The sequence below is a fragment of the Mesorhizobium sp. M0062 genome (assembly GCF_040323125.1).
Lineage (GTDB): Bacteria > Pseudomonadota > Alphaproteobacteria > Rhizobiales > Rhizobiaceae > Mesorhizobium.
Genome location: NZ_JAMYUO010000007.1, coordinates 220,698 through 233,011 on the forward strand (window position 1 = coordinate 220,698; position 12,314 = coordinate 233,011).

Genomic DNA, 12,314 nt, shown 5'->3' on the forward strand with positions numbered 1-12,314 from the left:
CAGCCGATCCGCCCAAATCGTTGACGCAACGTCATTTTCCGATTCGGGTTTCTTCATGACGAAGCCGTGAACGCGCGTTAATGTTGCATTGCACAATTTGCATTGCTGCCATGCGCCAACAGCACTTTTAAATCGATATTACCCAGCCTATTTACTGTTCGTACACAAACGGAATGATCCGAAGAAAGACGAAACGAGCACTACCATGAACCTGATCCGCAACTACCGCAACTGGCGCCGCTACCGGGACACCGTCTCCGAGCTGAGCCGCCTGTCGAACCGTGAACTGACCGACCTCGGCATCAGCCGCAGCGACATCCACTACGTCGCCCGCAAGGCGGTCTAATCCTCTTCGGATCGCAAATGATCCGAACCAGTTTTGAAAAAGAGAACGACAATGAACCTGATCCGCAACTATCGTAACTGGCGCGTTTACCGCGACACCGTTACCGAGCTGGGTCGCCTTTCGAACCGTCAGCTCCATGATCTCGGCATCGTCCGCGACGAGATCAAGATCATCGCCCGCAGGGCGACGATCTAACCAGAATTTCGCCAGGGTCGACCTCCTCCCCGACCCTGACGGATACGGTCAGCCTTCACCTCCTCCCGAGGGTTGACCACCAAAACGGCGCCCGCCGCACCTCCTCCCGCGGCGGGCGCTGTTTCCAAAGCGAACGCAGTTCGTCTCCAAAGTGAACGCAGTTCGTCTTCCAGGGATTTCGCCTCCCTCGATCCGGCGAAAAGAATTTCGTCAAAGCCGACCTCCTCCCCGGCGATGACGAATACGGCCGATCCCCACCTCCTCCCGAGGATCGGCCCAAAAAACGACACCCGCCGCACCTCCTCCCGCGGCGGGTGTTGTTGTTTTTGGGCAGGCTTTTCAATGCGCATGCAGTCGATCGAGGCGCTTTACGCCGCCATCAGACCGTCGCCGCGGACATAAGAAAGTCGAGCTCCGTCGTTGCACGACAATGACCCACGCGTGCAGCCGGCCAATTGCAAACAGCGCGCCAAGCGATTATTCCGGCGCTCATGAGCAAAAATCCAATCCACATCGTCGGCGGCGGCCTTGCCGGCTCCGAAGCCGCCTGGCAGGCAGCACAAGCCGGTGTTCCCGTCATTTTGCATGAGATGCGCCCGGTTCGCGGCACCGATGCGCACAAGACCGATGGGCTGGCTGAACTCGTTTGTTCCAATTCCTTCCGCTCCGACGATGCCGAGAACAACGCCGTCGGCCTGCTGCATGCCGAAATGCGGCTGGCCGGCTCGCTGATCATGAGCGCCGGCGACGCCAACCAGGTGCCGGCCGGCGGCGCGCTGGCCGTCGATCGCGACGGCTTCTCCGACGCGGTGACGAAAAGGCTCGAAGCGCACCCGCTGATCACCATCGAGCGCGAGGAAGTGCCGGGCCTGCCGCCGGCGGAGTGGGACCAGGCGATCATCGCCACGGGACCGCTGACCGCGCCGTCGCTCGCCCAGTCGATTGCCGAGGCAACCGGCGCCGATGCGCTGGCCTTCTTCGACGCGATTGCCCCGATCATCCATTTCGACACGATCGACATGGACACCTGCTGGTTCCAGTCGCGCTATGACAAGGTTGGGCCCGGCGGCACCGGCAAGGACTACATCAATTGCCCGATGGACAAGGACCAGTATCTCGCCTTCGTACAGGCGCTGGTCGACGGCCAGAAGACCGAATTCAAGCAGTGGGAAGGCACGCCCTATTTCGACGGCTGCCTGCCGATCGAGATCATGGCCGAGCGCGGCGTCGAGACGCTGCGCTACGGGCCGATGAAGCCGATGGGGCTGACCAATGCCCACAATCCGACGGTAAAAGCCTATGCCGTGGTGCAGCTGCGCCAGGACAATGCGCTGGGCACGCTCTACAACATGGTCGGTTTCCAGACGAAGCTGAAGCATGCCGAGCAGGTGCGCGTGTTCCGCACCATTCCGGGTCTGGAAAACGCCGAGTTCGCCCGTCTCGGCGGCCTGCACCGCAACACCTACATCAACTCGCCGACCTTGCTCGACGCCTCGCTGCAGCTGAAGTCGCGGCCGGGCCTGCGCTTTGCCGGGCAGATCACCGGCTGCGAGGGCTATGTCGAGAGCGCGGCGATCGGCCTGCTCGCCGGCCGCTTCGCCGCCGCCGAGCGGCTCGGCCACACCCCGTCGCTGCCACCGCTCACCACCGCCTTCGGCGCGCTGCTCAACCACATCACCGGCGGCCACATCGTCTCCGACGACGAGCCGGGCAAACGCTCGTTCCAGCCGATGAACGTCAATTTCGGCCTGTTCCCGCCGGTGGAAGCACCGAAGACCGAAGGCAAACGCCTGCGCGGCAAGGACAAGACGGTGGCCAAGCGCCACGCGATCACCTCACGCGCGCGGGCAGATTGTCGGGAGTGGCTAGGGCTGCCGGCGCAAACATCGGAAGCTGCTGAATAGCCAAGTCTCAGGGCCCTAACGCGATTGACGTTTACGTCAACGCGCTGGCCATCCCCGCGTTGCGCGCCTGAGCAACAGCCAATGCCGGCGCAGAGCCGAAAGCCGGGCTGCGCCGCCAAGCGGCGAGCGACGACCACTCGCCATCTTGCCGAGATAGGCGCTGGTCAGCGCCAGCGGCAGGAACGCCGGACGCAGCGTTTCCGGAAGTGCGGACGCCCCTTGCTCGAAAGCGCGGAGATGCTCCTGCGCCAATGCAATCATCGCAGCCACCGCGCGCTGAGCGCCGGGGCCGCCGTCGCCGCTGACGAACTCCTCCGGCGACGAGCCGGCCGCTGCAAGGATATCCGCCGGCACGAAGCATTGCCCGCGTCGGCGATGCAGCGGCAACAGCAGCAACAGGCCGGTCATCGCCTGGGCGCAGCCGGCCCTGCCCGCCAGTTCGGCAAAGCGCGGCGCCTGATTGGGATCGAGCACCATCGCCGCCAGCTGGATCAGCGCGGCCGCCGTCTCGCCGCAATAGCCCTCGAGATCGGTGCGCGACGGCATCGGATCGTCATAGAGGTCGAAGATGCGGGCCTCGAGCATGTTGTCGAAGGCAGTTTTGGGCAGGCCATGGGCAGAAATCGTCGCCCTCAGCGCATCGGCGAGCGGGTTGCCTGTGGCTGCGGCTTCAGCAGCGATGACATCGCGCCACCATTGCAGCCTCACTTCGCCCGGCAATGCCTCGTGGATGCGGTCGCGGACAGAGGCGATCTCGGCATTGAAGGCGTAAAGCGAAAACAGCGCCGCGCGCTTGTCGGCCGGTGCATAGAGTGCGCTGACATAGCGGTCATGGTCGCCGGCGCGCACCGCCTCCATGACGATGTCAGCTGTATCGGTCACGTCAGTCGACGGCGATGAGCGCCGCAGCCACGGCGCGGTCTTCGGCAAGCAGCACATTGTAGGTCCGCACCGCTGCCCCCGTCGACATCGGGTCGGAGCCAATGCCAGCCGCCTTCAGCGCCGCCCGAAGTGCTGTCGGCAAGGGCCGCAAATCCTTGCCTGTGCCGACCAGCAGGATCTCGACCTTGCCGGCCTCGGCCAGCAGCAGGTCGAAATCCGCCGCCGTCAGGGCCAGCGGATCGGCCGGCTCCCAGCCGTGGATGCCGGAGGGCAGGCACAGAAGCGAGCCGCGATGCGACATGTCGGCGAAGCGGAAGCCGCCATTGCCGTAGGCTTCGATCGGCGCCCGTCCGGGGAAATGCGCCTCGCGAATGACGATGCCTTTTGCCACCAGCGCGGCCGTCAGGTCGCCATGGCCTTGCCGCCACCAACCGGCTTCTCCTCATCGGCGCTCGCTCCCTGCGGCCTGAGCCTGAACAGGATCAGCAAGGGCGCTGCGATGAAGATCGACGAATAGGTGCCGAAGACGACGCCGAACAGCATCGCCATGGTGAACGAGCGGATCACCTCGCCGCCGAACAACACCAGCGCCAGCAGCGCCAGGATGGTCGTCACCGAAGTCAGCGTCGTTCTCGAAAGCGTCTCGTTGATGGCGTTGTTCAACAATTGCGGGAGCGGCATTCGCTTGTATTTTCGCAAATCTTCTCGAACACGGTCATAGACGACGATCGTGTCATTGAGCGAATAGCCGATAATGGTCAGGATCGCAGCCAGCGAAGACTGGTTGAATTCGAGCCCGGTGATGACGAAGAAGCCCAGCGTCATCACCACATCGTGCACCGTCGCCACGATCGCGCCGACCGCGAACTGCCATTCGAAGCGGAACCAGACATAGACCAGGATGCCGATCAGCGCGATGATCATGGCGATCGTGCCTTGCTTGGCCAGCTCGCCCGAAACCGTCGGGCCCACCACCTCGACGCGGCGAAAATCGTAATTGTCCTGGAGCTCGCCGCGCACCTTGTCGATGACGGTCTGCTCGGCGTTCTCGCCGCCATCCTGGGTGCCGACGCGGATCAGCACGTCGTTCGGCGCGCCGAATTGCTGGACCTGCACTTCACCGATGTTTAGCTCCGACAGCCGGCTTCTGATATCGCCAATATCGGCGTCGCCTTGCTTGGACTGCACCTCGATGATCGAGCCGCCCTTGAAGTCGATGCCGTAGTTGATGTCGATGGTCAGGAATCCGATAACCGACGCGATCGACAGCAGGCTGGACAGTGCGAAGGTCCAGCGGCGGATGCCCATGAACGGGATTTTCGTGCCGGCCGGAACGAAGGTCACCGGCGCACGCGGCAATTCCTTCGGACGCGCGCGGCGCAGCCAGATCGACACCAGCAGACGGGTGAAGGTGAAGGCGGTGAACACCGTGGTCAGGATGCCGATGGCATAGGTGATGGCGAAGCCCTTCACCGGTCCGGTGCCGAGATAGAACAGCACGACCGTGGCAATCAGCGACGTAACGTTGGAATCCACGATGGTCGCCAACGCCTTGGTGAAACCTGTGTCGATCGATTGGATGACCGAACGGCCGGCCCGTCGCTCCTCGCGGATGCGCTCATAGATCAGCACGTTGGAATCGACCGCCATGCCGATGGTCAGCACGATACCGGCAATGCCGGGCAAGGTCAGCGTCGCGCCAAGCAGCGACAAGACCCCGACGATCATCGCCACGTGCACGGCGAGCGCAATGTTGGCGAGGAAGCCGAGAAGTCCGTACGCGACGAACATGAAGGCGACGACGAGAATGGAGCCGATGATGCCGGCGACCTTGCCGGCATGGATCGAATCCTGGCCGAGGCCCGGGCCCACCGTGCGTTCTTCGATCACGGTCAGCTTTGCCGGCAACGCACCGGCCCGCAGCAGCACGGCGAGGTCGTTGGCGCTTTCGGCGGTGAAATTGCCTGAAATCTGGCCGCTGCCGCCGAGGATCGGTTCGCGGATCACCGGCGCCGAAATCACCTGATTGTCGAGGATGATGGCGAACGGCTTGCCGACATTCTGCTGGGTCGCCTGGCCGAACCGTGTCGCACCGCGCGAGTTGAAGACGAACGAAACCACTGGCTCGTTGTTTCGGGAATCATAAGTTGCGGTGGCCTTGGCAAGATCCTCGCCGGACACGATGACGCGATTTTCCACCAGATACGGAACCGGCGGATCGTCCTGCGAATAAAGCACCGAGGAGCCTGCCGGCGGGCGGCCGTTCAGCGCATCCTGCACCGACATCGAGGTATCCACCATCTGGAAGGTCATCTTGGCGGTCTGGCCAATGATCTCCTTCAGCCTTTGCGGATCCTGCAGGCCCGGCACCTGGACGAGCACACGGTCGTCGCCCTGCCGCTGCACGATCGGCTCGGTGGTGCCGAGTTCGTTGACGCGACGCTCGACGACTTCGATCGACTGCGCCAATGCGGCCGAGGTGCGGTATTTGATGCCGGCGTCGGTGACGGTGAATTTGAGCAGCCCGGCTTCGGAATCATCCAGGGACATTTCCTGGATGGAGCCACCGGTGAACAGGCCGGCGGCGACCGGATCGGTCAGCGGCTTAAGCGCCGTCTTAGCGGCATCGATCTGGGTTGGATCGGTGATGCGCACTTGTACGGTCCTGCCGGTGCCGCCAAGGCCGGTATAGCCCACCTTGGCATCGCGCAGCAGCGTGCGGATCTCGTCGCGCGTCGTTTCCAGCTGCGCCTTGACGAGATCATTCTGGTCCATCTGCAAGAGGATGTGCGAACCGCCCTGCAGATCGAGACCAAGCGTCATCTGCCGCTTCGGCACCCAGTTGGGCAATTGCGCCAATGTGCTGGCCGGGAAGAGATTTGGCGCGGCAAGGATGAATGTGACGGCCACGGCGATCCAGATCAGGATCATCTTCAGGCGCGAAAAATACAGCATATGGCGTTGTCCGTCAGGGCGTACTGGCGGATCGTTCCGCCGACAATTCGGTTATTTCTTGGCGTTCTTATTTGCCACCGGCTCGCCCTTAACCCGCACTTCGCCGATTGTCGAGCGCGCTGAGGTCAATTTGGCGCTGCCGCCGGCAGCGGTTTCGGCGTCAATCGCCTCTGTCGGTTCCCATTCTAATTCTGATCACCGCCGGGCGCTATCGTGCGCTACTCGACTATTTTCAATTGTGCAGGCATCGGTCCGGAACGCAAAAGCAAGGCCAGATCATCGGCGTTCTCCTTGGTGAGGTTGCCCGATATCTGGCCGCGGCCGTTAAGAATTGGCTCGCGGACGACTGGCACCGAAAGCACTTGGTTGTCGAGGATCATCGCAAATAGCTTGCCGACATTCTGCGAGGTCGCCTGCGCAACGCGTGCCGTTGCCCTGGAATCGAAGGTGAACGAAACCGCCGGCTCATTTGTGACGGAGTTGGGAGTCGCCTGAGCATTGACAATGTCGTCACTGGAAACGATCGTCCGGCTCTCAACCAGATAGGGAACCGGTGGATCGTCCTTCGAATAAACCACCACCGAGCCAGCGGGCGTCCGGCCATTGATCGCATCAGCGACCGGCATCGACTCATCAACCCACTGAAAAGTCAGCATTCCGGTTCGGGTGAGAATTCTCCTCAGCCTTTGCAAATCCGCAACGCCCGAGGTCCGGACCAGCATACCGTCTTCGCCCTCTGGCCGCACTACTGGGTCGGCAACACCAAGATCACGCAGGCGATTCTTAATGACCACGATCGACTGCGCAAGCGCGATCGACATCCGATACTTGATGCCTGTGTCTGTTACCGTGAACTTGAGCAACGCTGCTCCGGTATCATCCAGGATCACTTCCTGAACCGGACCAGCGCTGCCAAGGACAGGATCAGTCACCGCCTTCAATGCCATCTTGGCCGCGCCGACCTGAGCGGCGTCGGTGATATGCACCTGAACGGCCCGACCCGACTTAGCAAGAGCAGTATAGCCGATCCTTGCATCGCGCAGCAGCGTCCTGATTTCGTCACGCGTCGCCTCCAACCGGCGATCGATCACATCGGCCGCGTCCAATCGAAGCAGCACGTCCGGGCCGGCAGCGTGAAGACTGGGCGCGTCGACGAGCATTGTGGCCATAGCAAGCCAGATCAGGATCATTTTCAGGCGCGAAAAATGGACCATACGCCGTCTTTTGTCATAGCTCTGCCCGCGGATCGCTCCGCTTGGGAAACTGGCTTACTTCTTGGCGTTCTGGTTGGCCACCGGCTCGCCCTTGACCCGCACGTCGGCGATCGTCGAGCGCAGCGCCGTCACCTTGGTACCGCCGCCGAGATCGATCTCGAGCTCGTGGTCGTCGATCACCTTGGTCACCTTGCCGACGAAGCCGCCGCCGGTGATAACCGTGTCGCCACGGCGCACGGCCGAGATCATCTCCTGGCGCTTCTTCAACTGGGCGCGCTGCGGCCGGATGATGAGGAAATACATGATCACGAAGATCAGAACGAACGGGAGTATCATGCCGATATCCCCGAACGGACCAAGCGGAGTTCCGGTAGCTTGGGCGTATGCCGGTGTGACGAACATCAAGAACTCCTGGTTACGAAGAAGGCCGTAGGGCGGCCTCGCCAAATTTGGCCGGAATATAGTGGGTAAAGTTACCAATGCAACTGCGCGGCCGGGCTTTCAGCTGCTTTTCCGGCCGGTTGACCCGTGTTAGAGCATGCTCCCGGAATACGAGCGTGGTTTTCGCAAAAGATCATGCCCAAACAAAAGCTTGGAACCAGTTTCTATCTCGCCCGGATCAAGACGATTTCGGCCCCTACGCACGTTCGTGCGGAAACATAAAAGACGAGACATGACCGACAGCACCATCGAGGCCCTGAACCAAAAGCTCGACCGCCTGATCGAGGCGGTCACCCGCCTCGCCCCGCCGCCGGTGCCGCAAACCGATCTTGCGGTTGCCGATTGCTTCGTCTGGCAGGCCGACCCCGGCTATCTCGAGCCGGTGCGCAAGGTCAACCGCGTCGACATCGGCCTGATCCGCGGCGTCGACCGCGTGCGCGACATTCTGGTCGAAAACACGGAACGCTTCGCCGCCGGCCATGCCGCCAACAATGTGTTGTTGTGGGGTGCGCGCGGCATGGGCAAATCCTCGCTGGTCAAGGCCGTGCATGCGCAGATCAACGCCCAGGCCAAATCCGACCTGCCGCTCAAGCTGATCGAGATCCATCGCGAGGATATCGACACGCTGCCCAGGCTGATGGGCCTGCTGAAGGCGGCGCCGTTTCGCTTCATCCTGTTTTGCGACGACCTCTCCTTCGACCATGACGACACCTCCTACAAGTCGCTGAAGGCAGCCCTTGAAGGCGGCGTCGAGGGCCGCCCGGCCAATGTCATCTTCTACGCCACGTCGAACCGCCGGCACCTGTTGCCGCGCGACATGATCGACAATGAGCGCTCGACCGCCATCAACCCGTCCGAGGCGGTCGAGGAAAAGGTTTCGCTGTCCGACCGTTTCGGCCTGTGGCTCGGCTTCCACAAATGTTCGCAGGACGAATATCTCGACATGGTCAACAGCTATGCCAGCCATCACGGGCTCACTATCGACCCGGAGCAGCTGCGCGCCGAGGCGCTGGAATGGGCAACGACGCGCGGCAGCCGCTCGGGCCGCGTCGCCTGGCAGTTCACCCAGGATCTGGCCGGCCGGCTCGGCAAGCCGCTGAACGACTGATTGATTTCCGTCAGGTCACTGAAAAAGCCCGCCCCTTGCGGAGCGGGCTGAGCCGGCGGGCCGGACTGGAGGTCAGACGGCCTGCAAAACGTTTATTGTTCTATTCGAGATAGCCAGAGGGGTCGACCGGGGCCGAGTTCTTGCGCACTTCGAAGTGCAGTTTCGGCGAGTCGGTGGTCCCGCTCATGCCCGACAGCGCGATTTCCTGGCCGCGCTTGACCTTCTGGCCGCGCTGCACCTCGATCGACCTGGCGTGACCATAGACGGTGACCAGCCCGTTTTCGTGGCGCACCAGAACCGTATTGCCGAATTCCTTGAGGCCGTCGCCGGCATAGATGACCACGCCGTTTTCGGCCGCCTTGACCGGCGTCCCCTCAGGCACGGCGATGTCGACACCATCCTTGCCGCCACCAAAATTGGAGATGACGCGGCCACGCACCGGCCAACGCATCTTGCCGATGCCGGTGGCATCGGGCGCAACAGCATCGTCGTCCTCGGCCTGCTGGATAACCTTGGCGTCCTTCTTCGGCGGCGTGTAGGTGGCGAGTGTCTCCGTCGGCTTTGCCGCCGGTTGGGTGGTCGCGGTCGTCACCGGATCAACTTTGGCCGGCTTGGCGCTGGCGACCGTTGCGGTGCCACCTGCCGGAACCTTCAGCGTCTGGCCGATCTTGAGCAGGCCGTCCTGCATGCCGTTCGCCTGCTTCAGCGCCACGACGCCAACGCCGGTCTTCCTGGCGATGGAGGACATGGTGTCGCCCGACTGGACCGTGTAGGTGCCCGCGCCGGCCTTTGGCGCGGCCGAGGCCGTCTGCGCCGGCTTGTCGGTCTTCGGCTTGTTCGCTGCCGAAGCGTCAACCTGCGCGGCGGACTTGCCGTCCTTGAGTTTCGGCTGCTGCGGCAGCACGGCGACCTTTTCCGGCGCTGGCGCCTTGGGGCTGTTTGCCGGCTTGCCGTCGGCAAGTTTCGGCTCTGCCCCCTTGCTTGAATAGGCATAGGCCGGGATGACCAGTTTCTGACCGGTCTTCAGCCCCTTGGTGGCGCTCAAGCCGTTGACCTTCATGATCACGTCGGCGGGCACATGATAGCGATGAGCGATGCCGGAAATGGTCTCGCCGTCGCTGACCACGATCTCGGTCGCATGCGGCGTACCAGCCGCAACTGGTTTCGGATCGGAGTCACCGGCATTCTTGAACGGCCTCGCCGGCTGGACGGTGCCGGTAGTCATTCTGTCGACATGCGGTGCCGGTGCAAGCGCCGGCGCGGAAGCGGTACGCATCGGAGCAGCTTTGGGCGCGCTCGGCGGCGGCAGCTGCTGGACGGTGACCGGCTCCAGGCTGGAGCGGCTGACCGACTGGTTATGGCTGCCATCGACAGGTGCCGCAGCGATCGGCTCGGCCGCCACATCGCCCGGATAGGGCTGAGCGGTGCTCTGCTTGTCGATGATGGCGCGCTGATTGTTGGTCGAGGAGGTGAAGACGTCGTCGACACCGTTGAACCGCGAGACTTGGGAGCTACACCCCGCCGCCACTCCGGCTAGCATGAGGACAGCGCAGCCCCGCGACAGAGTACGCCCGTTTGCCTTCAAAACACTGAATTGCATCGCACTAACCCGCACAGACCCGGTACACACTGGTCATGATTAAAGCGCGTTAATGTTACTGGCGGGTTAACCCCATAGAATCAGACGCAAATTTTCTTAAAACATTTTCGAACGCGCCATCGTCAGCGTACCTGCTGCCCTGGGCCTATCGGAGGTAGCTTTGGTGTCACGCGGAGTGATCCGGAAAATTCAAAGGTAAAGAGCGAGTATCGTCGACTTTGAAGCCATCTGTGGGGATACTCAAAACTTCGCCCCGTGCCATTCGGTATCGAGCTGTCACGCCTTACCAGGGATCCTCACATGGACAAAGCGACGACCATCATTGGAATAGACTGCAGCCCACGCGCGTCCAGTAACTCAGGGCGGATGCTCGGCGAGGTTCTTCGCTCGCTTGAGAGAGATCGGCGGGTGAAGGTCGTGGAACAGGTGCGTCTGGCCGATGAGCGTATCGACTGTCTCGGATGCGAGCAGTGTTATCAAACGTTCGGATATCACAGCGACGGGATCGATCGTGTTCTGTCACTCATGAAAGAGTCGGACGTGATTCTGATCGCTACTCCCACCTGCTTCGGAATGCCGCCGGCCCTGGGCGTCGTCTTGCTCGACAGATCGGATCCCCTGTGGCGCGACGGACAACAGCTCAAAGGAAAACTCGGAGCGATCATCGTCAACGGTGCCAGCGATCCCGCGGACGATCCGAGTGTGCGCCTATGCGCGGACAACATGATCAAGTTTTTCGAACAGCACGAGATGCCCTGCGTTCAGCCGGTCCATCTGGGGGGAACGCTCGCGTATCCCGACCAACGGTTTCCGGACCCGCTCCCCGTCGGGACGACAGGCGATCTGGAGCAATTGGCTGACGAGATCCGGCAATGGGTCGGGAGCCGGTGATACGGCACATCTCTTGCCAAGGCCGTGGGCTTGGAACAGCGGCTATTCATCAACGATCGGCTTCGGCTTACCCTCGAAGCACGTGACAGGCAGAATTCAAATAACCGCCGCGACGCTGCGCATGATCGGTTGCAGGCGCACGGTTCCGATATCCTCGCGCTCGAAGCGGCTGCCGACCTTGGTCAGCTTGGCCAGCACCTGCTCGCCCTCCTCCGGCCCGATCGGCGCGATGACGATGCCGCCGCTCGACAGCTGATCGAGCAGGAAGCGCGGCAGGCTGTCGAAAGCCGCCCAGGCGACGATGCGGTCGAACGGCGCCTCGTTGGCAAGCCCGTTGGAACCGTCGGCCTGGCGCACGACGACATTGCCGATGCCGAGCGCCTCGAAGCGTTGCCTCGCCTGTTCGGCTAGCGTCTTGTAGCGGTCGACGGAGACGATGCGCGCCGCCAGTCGCGACATCACCGCTGCCGTATAGCCCGAGCCGGTGCCGATCTCGAGCACCCGGTTTCCGGGCTCTAGTGCCAACGATGCGATCACCGCCGCCTGCAGATCGGCGCCCTCGATCGCCTCGCCGCATTCGATCGGCAGCATGCCGTCCGACCAGGCGATGGAATGAAACTGGCCGTTGAGGAAGCCGCGGCGCGGCGTCGCCTCGAACGCCGCGATAAGCGCCTTGGGCACCGCGCCGCCGCGGCCACGCAGGCGCAGCAGGAAAGCGGCAAAACCCTCGCGGTCGTCGAGCGGCATGTTCATGCAAACACCTTGGTCATGCCAAACC

Annotated in this window: 12 protein-coding genes; 5 read left to right on the forward strand and 7 right to left on the reverse strand. The window is 62.5% G+C overall.

What is annotated here, in order from left to right; all coding sequences use genetic code 11:
- The first annotated feature begins 205 nt into the window (after positions 1–205).
- The 3 genes from NKJ64_RS11790 to trmFO all read left to right on the forward strand — a co-directional run bounded on the left by NKJ64_RS11790 (position 206) and on the right by trmFO (position 2,445).
- Positions 206–346, forward strand: a complete 141-nt coding sequence (locus NKJ64_RS11790; RefSeq protein WP_006335194.1) for a DUF1127 domain-containing protein — start codon at positions 206–208, stop codon at positions 344–346.
- Between the two features lie 51 nt (positions 347–397).
- Positions 398–541 carry a DUF1127 domain-containing protein gene (locus NKJ64_RS11795; RefSeq protein ID WP_023667673.1) on the forward strand — a complete coding sequence of 48 codons (144 nt, stop codon included), beginning with the start codon at positions 398–400 and terminating at the stop codon, positions 539–541.
- 491 nt (positions 542–1,032) lie between these two features.
- Complete coding sequence (gene trmFO, locus NKJ64_RS11800) at positions 1,033–2,445, forward strand: methylenetetrahydrofolate--tRNA-(uracil(54)-C(5))-methyltransferase (FADH(2)-oxidizing) TrmFO (RefSeq protein WP_352462600.1); 1,413 nt, start codon at positions 1,033–1,035, stop codon at positions 2,443–2,445.
- Positions 2,446–2,481: 36 nt separating this feature from the next.
- On the opposite strand, the gene NKJ64_RS11805 is transcribed toward trmFO, so the two are convergent.
- From NKJ64_RS11805 to yajC, 5 genes are all read right to left on the reverse strand, one after another.
- Positions 2,482–3,303, reverse strand: a complete 822-nt coding sequence (locus NKJ64_RS11805; protein ID WP_502902862.1) for a phytoene/squalene synthase family protein — start codon at positions 3,301–3,303, stop codon at positions 2,482–2,484.
- A 25-nt stretch (positions 3,304–3,328) separates the two neighbouring features.
- Positions 3,329–3,718, reverse strand: coding sequence for an Mth938-like domain-containing protein (locus NKJ64_RS11810; protein WP_023688226.1), 390 nt, complete (start codon positions 3,716–3,718; stop codon positions 3,329–3,331).
- 11 nt (positions 3,719–3,729) lie between these two features.
- The gene (gene secDF / locus NKJ64_RS11815; protein WP_023729954.1) at positions 3,730–6,282 is read right to left on the reverse strand and encodes a protein translocase subunit SecDF; all 2,553 of its coding nucleotides are present in this window, start codon (positions 6,280–6,282) and stop codon (positions 3,730–3,732) included.
- Positions 6,283–6,500: 218 nt separating this feature from the next.
- On the reverse strand, positions 6,501–7,496 hold the full coding sequence (locus NKJ64_RS11820) for a SecDF P1 head subdomain-containing protein (RefSeq protein WP_352462603.1): 996 nt from the start codon (positions 7,494–7,496) through the stop codon (positions 6,501–6,503).
- 54 nt (positions 7,497–7,550) lie between these two features.
- Positions 7,551–7,898, reverse strand: coding sequence for a preprotein translocase subunit YajC (gene yajC, locus NKJ64_RS11825; RefSeq protein WP_023741503.1), 348 nt, complete (start codon positions 7,896–7,898; stop codon positions 7,551–7,553).
- A gap of 271 nt (positions 7,899–8,169) precedes the next feature.
- Here yajC and NKJ64_RS11830 point away from each other — a divergent pair, with 271 nt between their 5' ends.
- Positions 8,170–9,045, forward strand: coding sequence for an ATP-binding protein (locus NKJ64_RS11830; RefSeq protein ID WP_023688224.1), 876 nt, complete (start codon positions 8,170–8,172; stop codon positions 9,043–9,045).
- 100 nt (positions 9,046–9,145) lie between these two features.
- On the opposite strand, the gene NKJ64_RS11835 is transcribed toward NKJ64_RS11830, so the two are convergent.
- A complete protein-coding gene (locus NKJ64_RS11835; RefSeq protein ID WP_352462605.1) occupies positions 9,146–10,645 on the reverse strand; it encodes a peptidoglycan DD-metalloendopeptidase family protein in 1,500 nt (499 codons plus the stop codon).
- A 300-nt stretch (positions 10,646–10,945) separates the two neighbouring features.
- On the opposite strand from NKJ64_RS11835, the gene NKJ64_RS11840 reads away from it, so the two are divergent.
- Entirely contained in the window at positions 10,946–11,536 is a 591-nt protein-coding gene (locus NKJ64_RS11840; RefSeq protein WP_023753362.1) for a flavodoxin family protein, read from the forward strand.
- 96 nt (positions 11,537–11,632) lie between these two features.
- On the opposite strand, the gene NKJ64_RS11845 is transcribed toward NKJ64_RS11840, so the two are convergent.
- On the reverse strand, positions 11,633–12,289 hold the full coding sequence (locus NKJ64_RS11845; protein ID WP_023753363.1) for a protein-L-isoaspartate(D-aspartate) O-methyltransferase: 657 nt from the start codon (positions 12,287–12,289) through the stop codon (positions 11,633–11,635).
- Positions 12,290–12,314: the final 25 nt, after the last annotated feature.